Origin of the sequence: Rubrobacter aplysinae (assembly GCF_001029505.1) — a bacterium.
GTDB lineage: Bacteria > Actinomycetota > Rubrobacteria > Rubrobacterales > Rubrobacteraceae > Rubrobacter_A > Rubrobacter_A aplysinae.
Map to the genome: position 1 here is coordinate 13,338 of NZ_LEKH01000011.1, position 19,820 is coordinate 33,157.

19 protein-coding genes are annotated in these 19,820 nt (G+C 64.9%); 4 read left to right on the forward strand and 15 right to left on the reverse strand.

The genetic code is table 11. From position 1 onward, the window contains the following. Positions 1-308: 308 nt before the first annotated feature. Together ABD53_RS11315 and ABD53_RS11320 are read left to right on the forward strand one after the other, a co-directional pair. Positions 309-1,055 carry a 3-oxoacyl-ACP reductase family protein gene (locus ABD53_RS11315; RefSeq protein ID WP_047865915.1) on the forward strand — a complete coding sequence of 249 codons (747 nt, stop codon included), beginning with the start codon at positions 309-311 and terminating at the stop codon, positions 1,053-1,055. A gap of 270 nt (positions 1,056-1,325) precedes the next feature. Further along, a complete protein-coding gene (locus tag ABD53_RS11320) occupies positions 1,326-2,096 on the forward strand; it encodes an SDR family NAD(P)-dependent oxidoreductase (protein WP_047865916.1) in 771 nt (256 codons plus the stop codon). Between the two features lie 84 nt (positions 2,097-2,180). On the opposite strand, the gene ABD53_RS11325 is transcribed toward ABD53_RS11320, so the two are convergent. The 5 genes from ABD53_RS11325 to ABD53_RS11345 form a co-directional block, all read right to left on the reverse strand. After that, positions 2,181-3,137: a cation diffusion facilitator family transporter gene (locus ABD53_RS11325; protein ID WP_047865917.1), complete on the reverse strand. Its 957-nt coding sequence runs from the start codon at positions 3,135-3,137 to the stop codon at positions 2,181-2,183. Next, positions 3,137-3,364, reverse strand: coding sequence for a hypothetical protein (locus ABD53_RS11330; protein ID WP_047865918.1), 228 nt, complete (start codon positions 3,362-3,364; stop codon positions 3,137-3,139). Before ABD53_RS11330 ends, ABD53_RS11325 begins: the two co-directional genes overlap by 1 nt. Positions 3,365-3,517: 153 nt before the next feature. Continuing rightward, positions 3,518-3,889 carry an ArsR/SmtB family transcription factor gene (locus tag ABD53_RS11335; RefSeq protein ID WP_084709561.1) on the reverse strand — a complete coding sequence of 124 codons (372 nt, stop codon included), beginning with the start codon at positions 3,887-3,889 and terminating at the stop codon, positions 3,518-3,520. Between the two features lie 164 nt (positions 3,890-4,053). Further along, positions 4,054-4,881: an ABC transporter permease gene (locus ABD53_RS11340; protein ID WP_047865919.1), complete on the reverse strand. Its 828-nt coding sequence runs from the start codon at positions 4,879-4,881 to the stop codon at positions 4,054-4,056. 12 nt (positions 4,882-4,893) lie between these two features. After that, complete coding sequence (locus ABD53_RS11345) at positions 4,894-5,949, reverse strand: ATP-binding cassette domain-containing protein (protein ID WP_047865920.1); 1,056 nt, start codon at positions 5,947-5,949, stop codon at positions 4,894-4,896. 437 nt (positions 5,950-6,386) lie between these two features. Between ABD53_RS11345 and ABD53_RS17305 the strand changes: the two genes are divergently transcribed. Together ABD53_RS17305 and ABD53_RS11355 are read left to right on the forward strand one after the other, a co-directional pair. After that, positions 6,387-6,842 carry a MarR family transcriptional regulator gene (locus tag ABD53_RS17305; protein ID WP_047865962.1) on the forward strand — a complete coding sequence of 152 codons (456 nt, stop codon included), beginning with the start codon at positions 6,387-6,389 and terminating at the stop codon, positions 6,840-6,842. Between the two features lie 90 nt (positions 6,843-6,932). Beyond that, the gene (locus tag ABD53_RS11355) at positions 6,933-7,979 is read left to right on the forward strand and encodes an aldo/keto reductase (protein ID WP_047865921.1); all 1,047 of its coding nucleotides are present in this window, start codon (positions 6,933-6,935) and stop codon (positions 7,977-7,979) included. 441 nt (positions 7,980-8,420) lie between these two features. Here ABD53_RS11355 and ABD53_RS11360 read toward each other — a convergent pair whose 3' ends face one another. From ABD53_RS11360 to solA, 10 genes are all read right to left on the reverse strand, one after another. After that, a complete protein-coding gene (locus tag ABD53_RS11360; RefSeq protein ID WP_047865922.1) occupies positions 8,421-9,941 on the reverse strand; it encodes a class I adenylate-forming enzyme family protein in 1,521 nt (506 codons plus the stop codon). 156 nt (positions 9,942-10,097) lie between these two features. Then, positions 10,098-11,813, reverse strand: a complete 1,716-nt coding sequence (locus ABD53_RS11365; protein ID WP_084709564.1) for an acyl-CoA dehydrogenase family protein — start codon at positions 11,811-11,813, stop codon at positions 10,098-10,100. Beyond that, complete coding sequence (locus ABD53_RS11370) at positions 11,813-12,232, reverse strand: MerR family transcriptional regulator (protein ID WP_047865964.1); 420 nt, start codon at positions 12,230-12,232, stop codon at positions 11,813-11,815. The genes ABD53_RS11365 and ABD53_RS11370 overlap by 1 nt, the downstream gene beginning before the upstream one ends. A gap of 283 nt (positions 12,233-12,515) precedes the next feature. Further along, positions 12,516-13,427 carry a homocysteine S-methyltransferase family protein gene (locus tag ABD53_RS11375; RefSeq protein ID WP_047865965.1) on the reverse strand — a complete coding sequence of 304 codons (912 nt, stop codon included), beginning with the start codon at positions 13,425-13,427 and terminating at the stop codon, positions 12,516-12,518. Positions 13,428-13,496: 69 nt separating this feature from the next. Then, positions 13,497-14,303 carry an alpha/beta fold hydrolase gene (locus ABD53_RS11380; RefSeq protein WP_200900371.1) on the reverse strand — a complete coding sequence of 269 codons (807 nt, stop codon included), beginning with the start codon at positions 14,301-14,303 and terminating at the stop codon, positions 13,497-13,499. 1 nt (position 14,304) lies between these two features. Next, positions 14,305-15,279, reverse strand: coding sequence for a quinone oxidoreductase family protein (locus ABD53_RS11385; protein ID WP_047865923.1), 975 nt, complete (start codon positions 15,277-15,279; stop codon positions 14,305-14,307). A gap of 150 nt (positions 15,280-15,429) precedes the next feature. Continuing rightward, positions 15,430-16,662 carry an acyl-CoA dehydrogenase family protein gene (locus ABD53_RS11390; RefSeq protein ID WP_084709568.1) on the reverse strand — a complete coding sequence of 411 codons (1,233 nt, stop codon included), beginning with the start codon at positions 16,660-16,662 and terminating at the stop codon, positions 15,430-15,432. 317 nt (positions 16,663-16,979) lie between these two features. Continuing rightward, positions 16,980-17,453 carry a hypothetical protein gene (locus tag ABD53_RS11395; protein ID WP_047865924.1) on the reverse strand — a complete coding sequence of 158 codons (474 nt, stop codon included), beginning with the start codon at positions 17,451-17,453 and terminating at the stop codon, positions 16,980-16,982. A 247-nt stretch (positions 17,454-17,700) separates the two neighbouring features. Further along, positions 17,701-18,462, reverse strand: coding sequence for an IclR family transcriptional regulator (locus ABD53_RS11400; RefSeq protein ID WP_235401561.1), 762 nt, complete (start codon positions 18,460-18,462; stop codon positions 17,701-17,703). Between the two features lie 89 nt (positions 18,463-18,551). Beyond that, entirely contained in the window at positions 18,552-19,814 is a 1,263-nt protein-coding gene (solA, locus tag ABD53_RS11405; protein ID WP_047865925.1) for an N-methyl-L-tryptophan oxidase, read from the reverse strand. Positions 19,815-19,820: the final 6 nt, after the last annotated feature.

Genomic DNA, 19,820 nt, shown 5'->3' on the forward strand with positions numbered 1-19,820 from the left:
AATCTCTATGTGCATTTTACATATACACGGCTGTGAGTCAAGTGTGACCCGGCCGGATCCTCTCGCGAGGCCGTAACTCCGGCCTCTTCTGCGGCCCCATCCACCTCGGGGGAGAGAGCCGGCGTCGGCGCCTCACATACCCTGAGTACTAGCCCGCCCTCACCCGGTACGCCGTGCGGGTGTAGCATCGGACTATATATGCTTATTGTACATAGTTTGAAACTGATTTTACCTACCACTAGACTGGTTCCGCAAGGATTTCATGTTTTGGACGGCTAGAGACGTAGAGATACGGGGAAGGAGCTTGAGTGGGTAATTTGGAGGGTTCCGTAGCAGTCGTAACCGGCGCGGGCCGGGGGTTGGGGAGGAGCATAGCCGAAGAGCTCGGAGGCGAGGGGGCGAGCGTGGTGGTCAACTACGCCAACAGCCAGGGTCCCGCCGAGGAGGTCGTCTCCAATCTGGCGCAGGCGGGCTCCAAGGATTCCGTGGCGATCAAGGCCGACGTCTCGGACGCGGGCGAGGCCTCCTCACTCATAGAGCAGACGCTAGAGAAGTTCGGCAGGATAGACGTGCTGGTGAACAATGCCGGCATCACCCGCGACAAGAGCATGAAAAAGCTCTCGACCGACGACTGGGACGCGGTGGTGCAGACCAACCTCAACAGCTGCTTCTATACGGTAAAGGCCGCGCTAACGCAGTTCACCGAGCAGGGCAGCGGCAAGATCGTGAATATAAGCTCCTTCGTCGGCCAGGCGGGTAACTTCGGCCAGACCAACTACGCGGCGGCGAAGGCCGGTATTATCGGCTTTACCAAGGCGGCCGCCAAGGAGCTAGCCCGCTACAACGTCTGCGTGAACGCCGTCTGCCCCGGCTTCATAGAGACCGACATGTTCGCCGGGGTCTCCGAGGAGGTGCAGGAGCAGATCAGGTCTGGCATCCCGCTCGCGCGCCTCGGACAGCCGGACGAGGTCGCCCGCGCCGTCCGCTACCTCGTCGTGGAGGGCGACTACATTACCGGCCAGACGCTAAACATAAACGGCGGCGTCTACATCTAGCTCCTCTGCTCCGCACCCGATAAGGAGCTTAGAGAGCCAAGAAGCCGCCAGCGGACGTGTCACGACCGCCGCACTCCGGACCACCCGAGCCCTCCAGATGGAGGGCTCTCTTACGTTTTTACGTCCGGTGCCCACGCCGGTGGCCAGATCCTCTCGTCCGGCGCTTATCTACGGCACGTATCTACGATACACATATACGTTTAGTACATATATAATTGGTAAATGTATATAGCTTTGTCGGTTTACCCTCGTCGAGGAGGAGAGTTTTAGATGGGAAAGTTAGACGGGCGCGTTGCGATCATAACCGGTGCTGGCCGCGGTATCGGGAGGGCCGAGGCCGAGAGGCTGGCCGAGGACGGGGCCAAGATAGCGGTTCTGGACCTCTCCGCCGAGGCCTGCGGGGACACGGTCGAGGCCGTGGAGAAGATCGGCTCGGAGGCCATAGCGGTGGCCTGTGACGTGTCGAGCGCGCAGCAGGTCGAGGCGGCTTTCCAGGAGGTGGCCGACCGTTTCGGTCACGTGGATATCCTGGTGAATAACGCCGGTCTACTCCGGGACAACCTCTCGTTCAAGATGAGCGAGGACGACTGGGACAAGGTGCTCGACGTACATCTGAAGGGCAGCTTCCTGTGCTCGCAGGCGGCGCAGAAGTACATGGTGGATCAGGAGCACGGCAAGATCGTGATGACCTCCTCCATCGTCGCGCTCGGCAACAAGGGCCAGGCCAACTACTCCGCCGCGAAGGGCGCGTTGCAGTCGCTGGCGCGGACGCTGGCGCTGGAGCTCGGACGGTTCAACGTAAACGTGAACGCCGTGGCGCCGGGTTGGATCGAGACGGAGATGACCAAGGAGGCCGCCGAGCGGGCCGGCATCAGCATGGAGGACATGAAGGAGCAGTTCTCCAAGGGCATCCCGCTAAAGCGTTTCGGACGCCCCGAGGACATAGCCAACGTCGTGGCCTTCCTGGTCTCCGACGACGCCTCCTACATCAGTGGCGAGACGCTATACGTCGCCGGTGGCCCGTCTAGCTCCGTGGTCTAGGTCCGTAATCTAGGACCGAGACCACCCGATATCCGCATCACCGGAGGGGTGGGGCTCGTCCCGCCCCTCTTTCCGGTCTCCGGGCTAGCCGGTCCTCTCCCGGCGGGAGATGAACCGCAGGCGCTCTCCCGTGGCCGCGTGGTCTCCCGCGTGATCCACCTGGAGGGTCGTGTGCTCGATGCCGTACTCGTTTATCAGCAGTGACTCTAGCTCGCGCCGCCGCCCGTGACAGTCCTCTTCCGCGCCGACCAGCACGTGCGCCGCGAGCGCCGGAAAGCCCGAGGTGACGGTCCAGATGTGCAGGTCGTGGACCTCCGTAACGCCCTCCATGCTCGCCATCCTCTGCCCCACCTCCTCGGCGTCTATGCCGGGTGGCGAGCCTTCGAGCAGGACGCCCACCGAGTCCCTGAGAAGCTTGTAGGAGCTAACGAGGATGAGCGCCCCTATAAAGGCACTGATTATGGGGTCCGCGTAGCTCCAGCCGGTCACGACGATGACCACCGCCGCCACGATAACCCCGATGGATCCCAGCAAGTCCGCCATTACGTGCCTCAGGGCGCCCTGCATGTTCAGGTTCTCCCCGGCGGAGCGGGTGAGGATGATGGTCCCGGCGAGGTTGACCAGCAGCCCCACGACGGCGACGATCATCATCCACCCGCCGAGGACCTCGGGGGGGTCCTGTAGACGCTGGTAGGCCTCGTAGAAGATCCACAAAGATACCGCGACGATGGTGATCCCGTTGAACAGGGCGGCCAGGATCTCGGTCCGCTTGTAACCGAAGCTCCGGTTCGGCGTCGGGGGCTTGGCCGAGAGCCAGAAGGCGAAAAGCGCGAGCCCGAGCGCCACGTTGTCCGAGGCCATGTGCGCCGCGTCCGCCAGTAGCGCCAGCGAGCCGGTTATCAAGCCGCCCACGATCTCGGCGACCATGTACGTCAGGGTGAGGGCGAGCACCACGGCGAGAGCCTTCTTGTTCGCCCCCGCGCCGTGACCGTGCGAGTGTTCCCCGGACGAATGCCCCTGCTCCGCGTGAGAGTGCGACATTACCGCGCCGGTCCCCCGTACTGCCGCAGGGCGATCCAGAGCCCGCCGCCGAGCTCGGCGGCGGCCAGCGCCCGGACCAGACCGGGACGCTCGGCGAACCCCTCCATCATCCTCCGGTAGCCCTCCGGACCGAACTTCCACAGCAGCATGTGCCGCCGGGGCGCGACGAGCCCTACCACCCCTTCTCCTATACCGAGTAACGCAACCAGCTCCGCAAGGTTCCTCATGCCGGTAACTATCCTCTCTCCAGACTCTCGTGAAGGACCAGCTTATATGAACACTTACTCATCTTACATAACATGAGCGTACAATCATGCGATCTGGATGTCAAGCTACGGGTTCACGGGGCCTCGTGTTTAGAGCGGGAGGCTGCCAGACGTCTAGTCGTGGCGGATGTGCTCTACCACCAGGGTAATGAGGTCGAGGACGTGGTCGTCGGCCAGGGAATAGTAGACGGTCTTCCACTCTCTGCGGTACTTGACCAGGTTGGCGTCGCGGAGGCTCCGTAGCTGGTGGGAGACGGCGGACTGGCTCATGTCGAGGCTCTGCTGGAGGTCGCTCACGGAGAGCTCACCCCGGAGCAGGGCGCAGAGTATGCGCATCCGGGTAAGGTCGCCGACGACCTTCAGGAGATCGCTGGCCCTCCGTATCTCGTCGGGCGAGGGTTCGTAAGCGGCTCTAGCCTCTCCAGAGGCAAAGTCCGCCCGCGAACCGGCGGGATCTTCCGGGAGCGCCTGGCACCTGTCTTGCATACGAGGATTGTACAGCCCCGGCACTCGCGGCATCCACGGGGCGCAAGAAAGAGAGCGGGGACGTCACGTCGAGTGTGTCGCAGCCTTTGCGGAACTCCATCTCCGTGGGCGGTCCTACCCCAGAGCAGGCTCCCCAGAGCAGCCTGCCATCGTCCGCTCCGGTGTCAGTCCTGGATACTCACGAGCCACATCGCTATCGCGTTCATCAGTAGCCCGAACGCCCCGACTATCAGGAGCGACTGGGTCAGGGTGACGAGGTGATCGCCGATGGTTATTCCGAGCCCGGCCTGTCCGAACGCCTCACTCGTGACGCCCTGGGCACCGAGCACTATTCTTCGCAGGGGGTCTATGGCGTAGCTTACGGGGTTGAACTGCACCAGCCAGCTCATCCAGGTCGGCAGCCCCTGCAGTGGGAAGAATACGCCAGAGAGGAAGACGAGCGGGAAGATCACGAACTGGCTTACCAGCTGAAATCCCTGGGTGCTGCTCATCCTGGCCGCAAGCGCCACGCCCATCGAAGAAAGCGCGAACGCACCGAGCAGCATCACGGGCAGGATCTGGAGTACCATCGTCACCGTAAGCTGTATACCGACGAGCGGCGCGAGCAGCAGGACCAGAGAGCCCTGGAGACTAGCCACGGTCGCGCCGCCAAGCGTCTTGCCCAGGGCGACCGCCGCCCGGTTTATAGGGGCCACGATCACCTCTTTCAGCACGCCGTACTCGCGGTCCTGGACGAGTGATATTCCGTTGAACACGGCTCCTATGAGCACGTTGAACCCGATAATGCCGGGAAAGATGAACTGCTTGAAGTCTATGGACGGTCCGCCGCCGCTTCCGCCTATTAGCGAGCCCATAGCTCCAGATAGGCCGCTGCCGAAAACGAACAGAAAGATCAGGGGAAAGCTCAGAGAGCCGACGATTCGGAGCTTGTCGCGCCACCACCGGATCATCTCCCGCTTCCAGATGGCGTACACGGCTTCTAGGGACTGCATAATTTAACCTCTCTACCTACGCGCGCCGCTGCCGGATGTTCTCGTTCCGGAGGATTGCCCGCCAGAGGGCTCCCCCGCCTCCTCCGGGCCGGCTCCCGGGTCTCTGAGGCTCCGGCCCGTGAGGTTCAGGAACACGTCGTCGAGGGTCGGCCGCCGGACGCTGACGGCCTCGACTGTGGCGGGGAGCTCGCCGAGTAACCGGGGCACGAAGCGCGTGCCGTTCTCGACCTCGAAGTACAGCTCCATATACCCATCCTCCCCGCCCCGGACGGTCACCCCTTTATCTTCGGCGAAGCTCCTGAGCTGGGTGGCGGCGCTCTCATCCACGGGCGTCACACTGACGACGTCTGAGCCAACCCTCCCCTTGAGATCCTCGGGCGCACCTTCCTCGACGACCTTGCCGCCGTCCATAATGGCGATGCGATCACAGTACTCGGCTTCGTCCATGTAGTGTGTGGTCATGAACACCGTAACGTCGCTCTCCTCGCGCAGTTTCAGAAGGTGCTCCCAGATGCTGTTCCGGGTCTGGGGGTCGAGGCCCTGCGTCGGCTCGTCCAAAAACAGCACGCGCGGGGTGTGCAAGAGGCCGCGGGCTATCTCCAACCGGCGCTTCATGCCGCCGGAGAACTCCTCTATCTTCTGATCGGCCCTGTCTTCGAGGTCAACGGTCTGCAAGACTTCGGCGGCCCGCTTTTTACGCTCGCGGCGCGGGACGCCGTAGAGCACGGCGTGGAAGTCCAGGTTCTCGCGGGCCGTGAGCTTCTCGTCTATGCTCTGCTCCTGGAAGACCATCCCTATGGCCCGCCGGACGGCGGCCTGCTCCTCTACTATGTCGTGTCCGTCTATCGTGGCGGTCCCCGAGGTCGGCTTTAGAAGGGTGGTTAGCATGGAGATCGTGGTCGTCTTACCGGCCCCGTTCGGCCCGAGAAAACCGTAGATCTCACCCCGCCCGACGTCCAGATCCACGTTATCCACCGCCGTGAACTCCCCGTAACACCGGACGAGCCCCCTGACCTCTATGACGTTGTCGTTCTTCGTCGTGCCCCTCTTCGTGCTCCTCTGCGGCATGCCGCCCCTCTTCCCTGGATCCAAGCTAAGAGATGTGTATAGAGGACGTACATCCACGCCCCCGCACTGGACCGGCCGGTCTGCGCCGGTTCTACCGACTGCCGAGCCTGTGTAACCCACGAAGCTCCCTCCGGAGCCCGCCCATAGTTTGTACTGTACAAACTATAAGTTTCAAGTTGACAACATATAGTTGGTGCGATACAAACTATATGCCCGGCAGTCATCCCCCCCTCCAGACGCCGGCGGATCAACCGGTGGGGCTCCCCGGGGAGCCCCACCGGCGCTTTAGTCTGGTCCGGGAGCCCGGAGAGAAGTTCTGGAGGAAAATTCGGTATGACACCATGGGAGACTATGAGAGACGGAAGAGCAGGACCGGGTCTTTCATGCCCCACTTGAGGCGGGACGGGAAGTTTATATCGGGGAGGCGGAGAGCAGAGATGGAAGACAGACAGCGGTTGGTGGATGAGATCCTCGCGATGGACGAGAAGCTACAGAGGATATATCTGGCCGACGACTCCAACCCTTTGCTGGCTCTGGATCTCACCATCCAGCAGCTCAAGGCGCTTCTCATACTGTCGTTTAGCGGCAGCGCTTCGGGCCAGGAGCTCTCCGAGGGGCTCGGCATACACCTCGCCACGGCGACCGGGCTGGTCGACCGGCTGGTGGCCCAGGGCATGGCCTACCGGGCGGAGGACTCGGAGGATCGGCGTGTAAGACGCGCCTACCCGACCACGGAAGGCACGGCGACGGTAGAGCGTATCTATAGCGCGGGCATGGAGCAGAAGCGCAAGGTTTTAAGCGAGCTAAGCCTGGAGGGCCTGGAGAAGCTGCGGGACGCGACCGAGGAGCTCGGGACGGTGGCCGCGGAACAGGTATCGGCCCGGTCGAGCTAGCAGGAGCCTGAAAGAAGCCTGCATCCATACACGGCCTGTAACGCGCAAGAGTAGTGCGGTAGTGAGAGCGGCAGTTCGAGGAGGAGCAAGGTGGAGTACAGAACGCTCGGCAGGACCGGCGTAAAGGTTAGCCCACTGTGTCTGGGCACGATGATGTTCGGAGCCTGGGGCAACCCGGATCACGAGGACTCGGTGAGAATCATCCACCGGGCGCTGGACGTGGGAGTGAACTTCGTGGACACGGCGGACGTGTACTCTGATGGTGAGTCCGAGGAGATCGTCGGCAAAGCTCTAAAGGACGGCAGGCGCGACGACGTGGTGCTCGCGACCAAGGCCCACGGCCAGATGGGCGAGGACGCCAACACCCGCGGGAACTCCCGCCGGTGGATCGTGCGGGAGGTAGAGAACAGCCTGCGCCGCCTGGGAACGGACTACATAGACCTGTACCAGATCCATCGCCCCGATCCCGACACGGACATCGAGGAGACTCTTTCGGCGCTCACGGACCTGGTGCGCGACGGCAAGATCCTGTACGCCGGAAGCTCCACGTTCCCCGCCCACGAGATGGTGGAGGCGCAGTGGGTGTCGGAGAGCCGGGGCCTCACGCGGTTCGTCACCGAGCAGCCGCCCTACTCCATACTCACCCGCGGTATAGAGTCCAGCGTGCTGCCGGTCGCCCGCAAGTACGGTATGGGCGTGATCCCGTGGAGCCCGCTCGCCGGCGGCATGCTCAGCGGCAAGTACCGCAAGGGACAGAGCCCGGAGCCCTCCCACCGCGACCAGATGATGGCCCGGATGGGCAGGTCCACCGAAGGCCCCGAGCAGGAGGCGAAGCGTATAGCGGCAGAGGAGCTCGGAGAGGTGGCGGAGGAGCACGGTCTGAGCACCATAGAGCTTGCCCTGGCGTTCGTTATAAAGCATCCCGCCGTCACCTCAGCCATCATCGGCCCCCGGACGATGGAGCAGCTGGAGTCTCAGCTTTCGGCCTCGGAAGTTTCGCTATCGGAAGAGCTTCTGGACCGGGTGGACGAGATCGTGCCGCCGGGGAGAAACCTGGACCCAGCGGACGCCGGATGGACCCCGGCTAGCCTCGACGCCGAGAACCGGCGCCGCGAGCCCGCCCGCCAGTCCTCCTGAAAGAGCGATCTACGTCCGGGAGGCCCGAGTCTCGCGGTCAACTCTCGGGGTTGGAGCCGGGCGTGCGCGAGCCTATTATGGCCGCCGTCGGCTCTAGAACCGGCTCCACCCTCGAGAATCCGCAAAAGTGAGCGTAAATCGTGGACCATTTCCTCGAACAACCCCGGCTTGATCCATCACCGGGTTTGCTGGTGGGCCTCCCCCGCGGCACCAAGTCTTGAGGCGTGTATCTCCCCAGGTAGCCTGCGCGAGCCACCCGCCTTGGTCAGTCGAGTATCTCGCGTAGGTCATGATCGCACCGAGGAGCGTCTTCCAGGACAAGCGTCTTATACGAGGCGGCAAACGCACCTCCTTCGTCTGAGACGTCGCTTGAGTGCGACTCTCGGATAGTCACGGCCGGACGCTAACGCTCATAATAGCCTCTAGAACCTCTCACCGGGACTATTCAGAGGCTCGGGCGCGGAGAGAGGCTTTCAGGATCTTCCCGGTGGTGTTACGCGGCAACGCCTCTACCTCTTCCAGCTTGCGCGGCATCTTGTAGTCGGCGAGCTTGTCCTCGGCGAAGGAGCGCAGCTCTTCGAGCGTCGGAGCTTGCCGAGAAGCGGCCAGCACCACTATCGCCGCCACGGTCTCCCCCCACTCCTCGTGCGGGACGCCGACGACCGCCACCTCGGAGATGCCGGGATGTTCCACGAGCGCCCGCTCCACCTCCGTGGGATAGACGTTTACGCCCCCGGAGATTATGACGTCCTTCTTGCGGTCGGCGATCCAGAGGTAGCCGTCGCCGTCCCGGCGGGCCAGGTCGCCGGTGCGGAGCCAGCCCTCATCATCGAGCACCTCTTGTGTGGCCTCTGGCTTGCCGCGGTAGCCCCGCATCATGGACTCCGAGCGCAGCCAGATCTCCCCCATCTCGCCTTCGGCCACCTCGTCGCCTTCGTCCGTCACCAGACGAGCCTCGCAGGTCAGGGTGGACCGCCAGCCGATGCTCCCGGCTTTGTCGGCGTGGTCCTCGTGATCCAGCAGCGTCCCGTTCGGCCCCGCCTCGGTGGGGCCGTAGACCGCCATCCACCGGGCGCTATTTTGTTGGGAGCCACCATAGCCCCGCATGACGGCCTCCACCTGCTCCTTCGACATCGGCGAGCCTCCGTACATCCAGCATCGCATGCCGGAGAGGTCGCGGGAGGCAGAGCCCGCCTTGAGACCGAGCATGTAGGCCACCGGGGCCGCGAAGGTGTGGGTCGTCTCGTGGCGAGCGGCCTCCTCCGGGAGCATCCCGGGCCTCCGAACGGGATCGAAGGTGCCGACCACCTGGGCGGCCCCGGCGTAGAAGCTGCCATAGGCCATCAGGTGTAGCGGCGCGGAGTGCGTGAGGGGCATTAGCTGCAGGACCCTGTCGAGGGGGCGGATGCGGGCTTCCGAGACTATAACTCGCGCCGCCGCGAGCGCCGCCCGGTGGGAGATCTCGACCCCTTTTGGCCTGCCGGTGGTCCCGGAGGTGTACATGATCGCCGAGATCGCATCCTCCGAGAGTTCACCGGGGCCGGGAACCGCTCCTCTTCGCCCCGCACCCTCCGCACCGGTCAGCTCCCCGACGCTCATCCGGAAGCCGCTCCAGTCGTCCGGCAAGGCGTCTTCGAGGCTCTCATCGTACACCACGCCCCGGGCCCCGGAGTCTTTGAGTATGTACTCGATCTCCTCCTGGGCGAGCCTGATGTTGATGGGTACGATGGCGCTCCCGGCTCTCTGAATGCCGAGCGCCGCGAGCAGATAGACACCGGAGTTGGGGACAAGGAGGGCTACGGGCTCCCCGGCGTCCTCATCTCCCGCAAGCATCCCGGCAGCGGCCTCTACAGACTCCGCGGCCCGCGCATAGCTCGTTGCGGCTCCGTCGTGGGACTCGATCCAGGCCGCCGACTCCGGCTGGCGGCGGGCGGTACGGGCGAACACTTCCTCAACGCGCATTAATTATCTCCTCTCTACGGGCTTTACAGCCGACTCCGGGGACCACACGTTGCCCCGGTACCCCGAACACGCCGTTGAACGTGCCGTGTAACAGCGCCTTGTCGTGACCTGCGGGCTCTCCCGGAAGCGTACGATCTCAGTCTGATCTCATGCGTTTCACGTTTTGCTGGTCTGTAGTGGCTCGTGCGGTTCTCCGCTTTGTCTCTCGCCCTTTTCATCTACTTCGCGTCCGGAGGGCTCCGGGCGTGCGCGATCCACTATGGTCTTTAGGTCCAGGCCTTTCGGGAGGGTGCCGAAGGCGTGTCCCCAGTCACCGCCGAACCGGGAGGCGCAGAAGGCGTCGGCGGTCGCCGGGCCGCCGCGCCGGACGAGCAGGGAGCCTTGCAGGGCGAGCGCCATACGCTCGACTACCATGCGGGCCCGGCTCTCCAGGTCCTCCGGGTCAGAAAGCTCCTTCTTCAGAGCGCGGACCGCCTGATCGAGCCTACGGTCGGCCCCGGCGGCCTCGTCGAGCTCCGCCAGGAAGGTGTCCACGCCCTCGGGCTCCCGGCTCATGGCCCGCAGCACGTCGAGCGCGGCGACGTTGCCGGAGCCCTCCCACACGCTCTGGATGGGCGCTTCCCGGTACAGGCGGGGCATGCCGGACTCCTCCACGTAGCCGTTGCCGCCCAGGCACTCCAGGGCTTCGGCGGCGTGCATGGGCCACCGCTTGGTCACCCAGTACTTCGACACCGCTCCGGCGAGCCGCTTGAACGCCTCCTCGCTCTCGTCTCCGGCGAGCGAGCGGTCTACCGCCCCGGCGAGCCGCATCGAGAGCATCATCGCCGCCTCTGACTCGACGGCCAGGTCGGCGAGCACGTTCGTCATCAGGGGCTGCTCGATGAGGAGCTTGCCAAACGCCTGACGGTGGGCGGCGTGGTGCACGGCCTGATGGACGCCCCACCTCATGCCGCCGGAGGCCCCGATTACGCAGTCCAGGCGTGTCATGTTGACCATCTCGACTATGGTCCTGACGCCCCGGCCCTCCTCGCCGACGCGCCAGGCGATGGCCTCATCGTACTCGACCTCGGAGGAGGCGTTTGAGCGGTTACCGAGCTTGTCCTTGAGCCTCTGCAGGTGCATCCGGTTGCGCTCGCCGCCGGGCAGCACGCGCGGCAGCATAAAGCAGGTCAAGCCTCCGGGGGCCTGCGCCAGCACGAGGAAGAGGTCGCTCATCGGCGCGGAGCAGAACCACTTGTGTCCCGTGAGCCGGTACGTCGCCTCGCCGGTGTCGTCCGGCACGGCGCGGGTGGTGTTGGCGCGCACGTCGGATCCACCCTGCTTCTCGGTCATGGCCATGCCTGCGATCAGGCCGCGCTTGGCCTCGGGCGGGCGGAGCCCGAAGTCGTACTCACCGGAGGCGAGCAGGGGCTCGAAACGCTCCGCGAGCTCCGGCTGCCGGCGCAGGACCGGCACGGCGGCGTAGGTCATCGTTACGGGGCAGCAGCTCCCTTGCTCTGGCTGCGTGGCCCACACGACGTACTTGGCCGCCCGCGCCACGTGGGCGCCCGATCCAGTCTCGGTCCAGGGCTTGCCGTGCAGCCCGTGCCGGACCGCGGTGTCCATGAGCTCGTGCCAGGCGGGGTGGAACTCGACCTCGTCTACGCGATGGCCGTAGCGGTCGTGGGTGCGGAGCTTTGGCGGGTACTCGCTCGCGAGCCACGTCTGCTCCTGCACCTCCGCCGAGCCCACGATCTTGCCGATCTCGCGTACCTCGGGTTCGGCCTCCGCGCCTCCTTCTCCGCGCAGACTCTCGATAAGCGCCGGGTCCGCGGCGGCATCGTAGTCCACCAGCGGCGGGGCCTGATTGGTTACCTCGTGTGTCGTGCGCACTACTGCCTCCTCTCGTCACGCAGGACGCCGGGAGTCCCGGATACGGCCGGCGGCTCGTCTCTCTTCTCCCGGAGAAGCTCGATGAAGCGTCTCTCGAAGCCCCGGAGATCGGCTAGGGTGGCCTCCACGTCTTCTCTCTGACGCTCGAGGGCGGCAATCTTGTCGCGGCCCACCTCTATGCAGTGCTCTAGCTGCCGGGCCTCTCCATCGTCTAGCTCGTAGAGACTCAGCATCTCCCGGACCTCCTCGAGATCAAACCCCAGACGCTTTCCCCGCAGGATGAGCCGCAACCGGACCCGGTCCCGCTCGTCGTAGACCCGGGTCCTGGCGTTCCTGTCCGGGGAGATCAAACCCCGCTCCTCGTAGAACCGGATGGTCCGCGCCGTAACGTCAAACTCCTCTACCAGCTCCCCGATCATGTAACCCAAATCTCTCCTCCTCGTTAAACAAGGACATTAAATTACGTTTACGTTAACGTCAAGTAAGCTGGAAGAGCCTCAAGCCTGATAAGCATTACGAGCGTCACCGAGGGTAAACGACTCCGTCGGCTCGGCGAGGTGAGTTGGGGACTGCGCGGAACCACTCGCGGGCCAGGCCTGAATCAACGCCAGGAAACCTGCGTATGCGTGTATACATGCTTCAGTTTGTCTTCGGTGCCGGTGGCCTGTTTCGAGCTCACTGCCTCGCGTAGACTCGCACAGGCTAGGAGCCGGGCCGCAGCTCCTCCCGGAGGAGTTTTATGTGCTCGGGGCCTATGCCGCAGCAGCCGCCTATGGCGGTGGCCCCAAGGTCGCGCCAGCGGCAGGCTTCGGCGACAAAGTCTTCTGGTGAGATCACGCCCTCGAACTGCCAGTGGGGCATGATGAACCTGCCCGAGTGCGGGTACGCCCCGAGTGGTCCGTGCCAGTGGGTCCCTATCTCCTCCAGCGCCTCCGGCGCGTCCTCGGTCAGGGTGTGCATGACGGAGACGAGCGAAGGCCCGAGCGGAGCCAGCTCCGCCACGCCCTCGGCGAGGGTCTGGCCGCCCTCCCAGAGCACGAGCCAGCCGTTCTCGTCGCGGGTGGCGCTGAAGCCGAGCCACACGGGCAGGCCGGTCTCCAGCGCGGCGGAGAGCGCCAGGCGCGTCTTTTCTACGTCCCGGACCATCTCGAAGGCGATTAGGTCCGCCCCGGCCCCGGCCAGTATCCGGGCCTGATCCCGGTAGTTCTCCAGCGCCCGCTCCGGGGACGGGTTGTAGGCCGGGTCCAGGCGCGGCGGGAAGGTGGAGATGGAGCCCGCCACGTACACCGGATACTCCGAGTTCCCGGCGGCGCGCTCACGGGCCTCCCTCGCGAGCCCGACGCCCCGGGCATTTAGCTCCTCGAAGCGGTCCCCGAGCCCGGCCTCCTCGAGTATGTGGCGGGAGGTGGTGAAGGTGTTGGCTATGATCACCTCCGCCCCGGCCCGGATGTAGCTCTCGTGTACCTCCCGCACGACCTCCGGGTGGCTGTCCAGGGCGGCGGCGCACCACGAGGCGTCGTCCATCGGCACGCCGCGCTTCTCGATCTCGGTGCCCGTCCCGCCGTCTATTATTAGCGGGGAGCTTTCCCGTAGCCTGTGGTCCAGATCGCTCAAGACGCCTTCTCCGGTCTCATCGTCCACGATGCTCTAGTTCGCCGTTGATTTCTGGCGCAGCCCCACAGGCTAGGCTCGGTCGAGGAAGTTCTGCAGCAGAGAGCCAACCTTTCCCGGGGCCTCTATCTGGGGGCTGTGGGTGACGCCGGACAGCAGGACGTGCTCTCCAGCGGGAAAGCGGCGCGCCGTGGCCTCGGCCGATGAAGGTGGCACGAGAGTGTCGCGGTCGCCGGAGACGACGAGCACTGGGCCGTGGTAGCGCGATGCCTCACCGTTTACGCTCTCCTCGGAGAGCATGCGGGCGTTGCCGGCGAAGCCCTTGGGGTGCATCTTTCCAGCCTCCTCGACCAGCTCCTCGATGTACTCCGGGATCCGGCTACGCATCATCCGTTTGAGGGCGCGGCGCAGGGCGCGCCGGTCGTGGCGCAGGGCCTTGAGCAGTGGGTACATGTAGTCCGGCGTCTGGAGGCCGCCCGGCGGGGCGGGGCTCAGGAGCATCATGCCGGGGAAACGATCCGGATCGGAGAGCGCGAGCTGCATGGCCACCGCGCCTCCCATGGAATGCCCGACCAGCACGGCCTCGTCCACGTCGAGAGAGTCCAGAAAGCCGTGGAGGGCGTCCACGTAGAGCTTCATGGAGGGTACGAAGTGGCGTCCGGCCAGGCTGTCGCCGAAGCCGGGGAGATCGGGAGCCAGGAGCCGCGAGCCCTCGGGCGGCTCCTCGTAGAGCTCGCGCCACCAGTTCTTGCCGGAGAAGTTACCGTGTATCATGAGCACGTTCTTCTCCGCGAGCGATCCAGAGGCTCCACCGTGGGCCTCCAGATAGCTAAGATGCGGGGTTCCGGGCCTTACCCAGGGCTCGCTCCGCTGGGCCAATTTAGGGGTTCAGCACGATCTTGCCGGTGGTCCTGCGGCCTTCGAGATCGGAGTGAGCCTGCTCAGCGTCCTGTAGCTTGTAGCTGGCCCCGAGGGTAAGCCTGACCTCGCCCGAGGAGATCCAGCCCAGCATCTCCTGCAGGCTCGGCACGAAGAGGTCGGGACGGCTCATCACCTGCGGCAAGAAAAACCCTATGATGGAGTGATTCTTGCGCAGGAGCTCCATCGGGGAGATCTCCCCGCGCTCGCCGCTCGCCGCCCCGAAGACGACCATCCGGCCCCAGGCGTTCATGCAGCGCAGGTTCTTCTCTATAAAGTCGCCGCCGACCATCTCCAGGATCACGTCCGCGCCCGCACCGTCCGTCGCCTCCCGGACCTTCTCGGGCCAGTCCTCCTCGGTGTAGTCGATCAGGACGTCCGCGCCGAGATCCTTCGCGAGGTCCAGCTTCTTCTGGGAGCTGGCCGTGGCGATGACCGGGCTCGCGCCCATGATCTTGGCCATCTGCACCGCGAGCGTCCCGACCCCTCCGGCGGCGGCGTGTACCAGCACCGACTCGCCCTCCTTTAGCTGCCCGGAGGTCTTGAGGACGTGGTAGGCGGTCAGGCCCTGTAGCGGGATGGCGGCGGCCGTGTCGAAGTCCAGCTCGTCGGGGATCGGGATCAGGGCCTGCGACGAGGCCAGCGCGTACTCCGCATAAGCCCCCTCGCCGACCAGCGAGACCACCCGGTCGCCGACCGACACTCCCTCCACACCCTCGCCAAGCTCGGTGACGACGCCCGCGATCTCTGCGCCAGGCACGAACGGTAGCTCCTGACGGATCACGTACTGGTTGCGCCGGCGCATGGTGTCGGCGTAGTTGACGCCGACGGAGCGCACCTCCACCAGCACCTCGCCCATCGAGGGCTCGGGACGCTCGGCGTCCTCGTATCTCAGTACCTCGGGCTCGCCGAACTCCTCTACCCGGACAGCCTTCATCTGTGCCACGTTCCTCCCCTGCTATTACTGCCGTTGCCTCTGTTAGCTGCGCTTAATTACGCTACCGCAGATATTTTACCCGCATCGGAGAGCCGGCAATCAGCCCCCTTCGCGCCCCGCCGAACCGCGTTAGGTAGCCTTCTCCCAGGGCTATCTGAACGCCTGTATACCGGTGATGGCCTGGCCGAGCACGAGGGTGTGTACCTCGCTCGTTCCCTCGTAGGTCAGGACGCTTTCCAGGTTCGCCATGTGGCGCATCACGGGGTACTCTCCGGTGACGCCGTTGCCCCCGAGTATGGTCCGGGCCTCGCGGGCTACGTCCAAAGCCTCACGCACGTTGTTCAGCTTGCCGAAGGAGATCTGCTGCGGCGTCGCGCGTCCGGCCTCTTTCTCGCGGCCGATGTGCAGCGCGAGCAGAAGGCCCTTCTCTATCTCCAGCTTCATCTCCACGAGCTTCTGCTGGGTTAGCTGGAAACCGGCGACGGGCTTTCCGAACTGCTCCCGCTGCGTGGAGTAATTCAGCGCCGTCTCGTAGCAGTCGCGGGCCGCGCCCAGAACCCCCCAAACTATCCCGTAGCGGGCCTCGTTCAGGCACGCGAACGGTCCCTTGAGACCCTCCACGCCGGGCAGCAGCGCCTCCTCGCCGACCTCGACGCCGTTCAGCTCTATGTCGCACTGGATTGAGGCGCGCATGGAGTGCTTCTGGCGGATCTCGGTGGCCTCGAAGCCCGGCGAGTTGGTCGGCACGAGGAAGCCGCGCACCTTGCCGCTCTCTTCGTCCCGGGCCCAGACCACTACCACGTCGGCGACAGTCGCGAGCCCGATCCAACGCTTCGCCCCGTCTATAATCCAACCGCCATCCGCTGAACGCCGCGCGGTGGTGGTCATGGAGCCGGGGTCACTCCCGGCGCCGGGCTCGGTTAGCCCGAAGCTACCGAGCTTCTCTCCACGGGCCATCGGCGGCAGCCACTCCTGTTTCTGCTCCTCGGTGCCGAACTTGTGGATCGCGCTCATAGCCAACGAGCCCTGGACGCTCACCAGGGTTCTGACCCCAGAATCCCCGGCCTCTAGCTCCATGCACGCCAGCCCGTAGGCCACCGCCCCCTTACCGGCGCAGCCGTAGCCTTCGAGGTGCATCCCGAAAAGCCCGAGCTCCGCCAGCTCGGGGATGAGCTCCCTACTGAAGCTGGCCGACTCGAAAGAGTCCTCTATGGAGGGCTTCAGGCTCTCCCGGACGAAGCTCCGCACGCGGCTCCTCACGTCCTTCTCGTCCCCGGTGAGCTGGGACTCGATACCGAGGATGTAGTCGTCTTGGGCGCCTTGGACGGTAACGTCTTCTTCGGTGCGCCCGGCGGCCGTCTGGGATGTGGTTGATGCTGTCATCTCTGCCTCCGTCTCCCTGTTTCGGTCTGCTAATTGTCCCACAATTCGTAACCCCAGGGAGAAAACGCGCACACAACGGGCGGCCGGGGCATAGTCGCAGGCCCGGCCGAACATGAAGGACCATTCGAGAGGTCACTCCGGGAGGGAGGTCCTTTGCCACCGGGTGTCGGCGCTTCGGGTTCACCAGACATGCGGCCCGCCTGCCAGCGCGTTACCGTCGGACTTGAAGGACCCGAGAGCCTGGCCCGGATACCTTCCTGGATACTACGGACGAGCCGGTCACGGTGCTTTCAGTGGACGGAGTAGACGTCCCCGAGCTAGGCTACTCCGCACCACTCCAGATCCAGGGCCAGCTCCCGGCCCCGCTCTATGGCCTCGGGGGTAGCCCTGATGAGGCGGCGCTCGTACCCGCCGCCCATGCGCGTCGTGAGCAGCACCCAGGTTCCGGCGTCCAGACCACCCCGCGACATCAGGACGGGGAGCGGTAGAGGTGGCGCGAGGTCCGCCGCCGCGCCGGCGTCCCCGTGGCGCGCGCCGCAGAGCGGTCCGTAGAGCTTTGCCGTCCCGCGGGTCTCATCCACGTACACCACGTCCGCCCGTGTACCACTGGTTACGACAGGGCCCCGCCCGACGAGCGAGAGGTCGTCGACCAGCACGAGCTCGGCCTCGTCAGCGTCCAGCTCCCCGTCCACGGTAATGTCCAGGACTTCCGCGTCGAGCCCGGACAAGATCGCCCCCAGGTACCGCCCTATAAACTCTCCGCTATACCTCTTGGGATATGACCTCTCCACCGCTCCTCCGTTGCGCAGAACGAAACTTTTTCTCTCTACGCGATTCATACCACCGTGCTCGATGCGATTCAAGAGGAGATCGTGCCGCACTCACCTTGCCCTGCGAGGGAGTAAGCGGGAAGCGCGAGCCGAGCGCCGCAAAGCGGGCCCGGTAGAGGACTTCGGAGAGCTTCAGAGGACTACAACGAATCTGGAGCGACTACCCGCGACTACTTTTGGTTACTCGTTTACCCGGGGTTATCCCCGATTATCGGCCGGTGGTGGCGCCGCGATGATAGCCGAAGCGTCGGGAGATGTCCGAGCCCGCTCCGGCGGTCAGCCGGCCGTAGTCGGGGATGGATTCGAGCGGCAGCCGGAACGCCGGGCCGGAGAGGCTTACGGCGCCGACGACGTTGCCGTCGGAGGCGTGGATGGGGGCTCCCACGGCGTTCAGGCCGACCTCGAGCTCCTCAACGGTGTAGCCGTAGCCGCTTTCCCGGATCTCCTGGAACTGCTCGCGCAGGTGGTCCGGCTCCACGATGGTGTTATCCGTCTTCGCCTCCAGCTGCTTTCTGAGCAGCCCGTTCACGCGCCGGGAAGGCATGTGGGCCATGAGGACCTTGCCCGAGGCCGTGCAGTGCAACGGCGTGTGAGATCCCGACCAGTCCGCCCCCAGGACCGACGAGGAGGAGATGCTCTGGTGGATGATCACCGCCTCGTTGCCCTCTAGTACCTCCAGCGTCACCGTCTCCTCGGTCTCGTCAGAGAGGCTCTGGCAGATGCCCCGAGAGTGGCGCACGATGTCGAGGTCGGCGGTCACCGATCCCGCCATCGCCGCCAGCCCGAAGCCGAGCCGGTACCTCTCGGTGTCGGGGTCCTGCTCTACTATGCCCCGGTACTCCAGGGTCGCCAGGAGCCGGTAGACGGTTGACTTGTGTATATCTAGCTCGTTCGCGATCTCCGTTAGACTAGATAGACCTTGCCTGGAGAGAAACTCCATGACCGATACGGCACGGTCTACAGACTGCACGGGGGCGCTCTTTCGATTAGCAGGCATATGTATGGAGTTTACATTCTTTACCCCGGAAGTACCGCCCGTATTGCCGTTTTTCGGCCTCTCTACCAAAAGGTCTCGACCTCCTCCGAGCGCCGGAAACCACGCCCCAAAGGCCGTGTGCGGGCGGATTTACCGTTTGTCTCCGCCCTTGCATCCGGCGTGTGACGCTGTGTGAAAAGCCTCTCAAGCCCGAAGAATCTGGTGTCGTGACGGGTGGTCCCCGTCTCGGCGAGGTCGGCCATCACCTCCCCGACCACGCTGGCGAACTTGAACCCGTGCCCCGAACACGGCGATGCCAGGGCTACCTGCGGATACTCGGGATGCATGTCCAGGATAAAATGCTTGTCCGGCGTGTTGGTGAACATGCAGGCTTGCAGATCCATCGTGGGCCCACAGCCGTCCGGGAAGTATCGGGCGGCGAAGCCCCGCAGGAGCTCCTCGTCCTGGTCGTGGACCCGCCAGTCCACCTCGTCGGCGCGGCCCTGCTCCTGGAGGTGGTGGTACTTGCCGAACTTGAAGCCCGGCACACCGTACACCGGGAACCCATAGAAGCGGCCTTCCTCGGCCAGCAGGTTGAATACCGGGAAGTTGTCGGGGCGGAAGCTCTCGGGGAGGGTGGGCTGCAGCCAGGCCAGGACCTGACGCTCCGGCGTGGCGAGGCCGTCCAGCACGCCGAGCATATCCTGCATCCAGGCCCCGGTGGTAAAGACTATTCTTTCGGCCTCGTAGGAGCCGTGGCGGGTGTGGACGCGCACCCCGCCTTCCAGGGGCTCCCAGTCGAGGACGGGCTCGTGGCCGTGGATCTCGGCGCCTTCCGCCTGCGCCGCCCGCACGTAGGAGACTATGCACCGCTCGGGCTCCAGAAAGCCGCCGTCGGGCTGGAAGAGGGCGAGGTGATCCTTCGGCAGATGGTAGCCGGGGTGGCGGCGTCTAAGCTCCGCGCCGGTCAGGACCTCGTGGGGCAGGTCGTGCAGTCTACAGGAGTCCCAGGAGCCCTTGAAGACCCAGGACTCCTCGGGGCCGGCGTCGATGGAGCCGGTAGTGTGCAGGAGACGCTCCCCGACCGTATCTTCGAGCTCGCGCCACAGCTCGTGGGCGCGCAGGATCAGGGGCACGTAAGACGGGTCTTCGTAGTAGGCGAGCCGGATAATCCGGGTGTGACCGTGCGAGGAGCCCATATTGTGCGGGATGCCGTACCGCTCCAGGCCGAGCACCCTTTTTCCACGCCGGGCCAGTTGGTAGGCGGTTGCGCTGCCCATCGCGCCGACTCCGGCCACGATCACGTCGTAGCGCCCGCTGCGGTTCGTGTGGCCCACTGGTCTCATGGGAGC

Excerpts from the sequence above, each read along its gene's own strand:
- ABD53_RS11320 (WP_047865916.1), top strand. The coding sequence starts at position 1,326 with ATGGGAAAGTTAGACGGGCGCGTTGCGATCATAACCGGTGCTGGCCGC.
- ABD53_RS11325 (WP_047865917.1), bottom strand. The coding sequence starts at position 3,137 with ATGTCGCACTCTCACGCGGAGCAGGGGCATTCGTCCGGGGAACACTCG.
- ABD53_RS11330 (WP_047865918.1), bottom strand. The coding sequence starts at position 3,364 with ATGAGGAACCTTGCGGAGCTGGTTGCGTTACTCGGTATAGGAGAAGGG.
- ABD53_RS11335 (WP_084709561.1), bottom strand. The coding sequence starts at position 3,889 with ATGCAAGACAGGTGCCAGGCGCTCCCGGAAGATCCCGCCGGTTCGCGG.
- ABD53_RS11340 (WP_047865919.1), bottom strand. The coding sequence starts at position 4,881 with ATGCAGTCCCTAGAAGCCGTGTACGCCATCTGGAAGCGGGAGATGATC.
- ABD53_RS11345 (WP_047865920.1), bottom strand. The coding sequence starts at position 5,949 with ATGCCGCAGAGGAGCACGAAGAGGGGCACGACGAAGAACGACAACGTC.
- ABD53_RS17305 (WP_047865962.1), top strand. The coding sequence starts at position 6,387 with ATGGAAGACAGACAGCGGTTGGTGGATGAGATCCTCGCGATGGACGAG.
- ABD53_RS11360 (WP_047865922.1), bottom strand. The coding sequence starts at position 9,941 with ATGCGCGTTGAGGAAGTGTTCGCCCGTACCGCCCGCCGCCAGCCGGAG.
- ABD53_RS11370 (WP_047865964.1), bottom strand. The coding sequence starts at position 12,232 with ATGATCGGGGAGCTGGTAGAGGAGTTTGACGTTACGGCGCGGACCATC.
- ABD53_RS11385 (WP_047865923.1), bottom strand. The coding sequence starts at position 15,279 with ATGAAGGCTGTCCGGGTAGAGGAGTTCGGCGAGCCCGAGGTACTGAGA.
- ABD53_RS11390 (WP_084709568.1), bottom strand. The coding sequence starts at position 16,662 with ATGACAGCATCAACCACATCCCAGACGGCCGCCGGGCGCACCGAAGAA.
- solA (WP_047865925.1), bottom strand. The coding sequence starts at position 19,814 with ATGAGACCAGTGGGCCACACGAACCGCAGCGGGCGCTACGACGTGATC.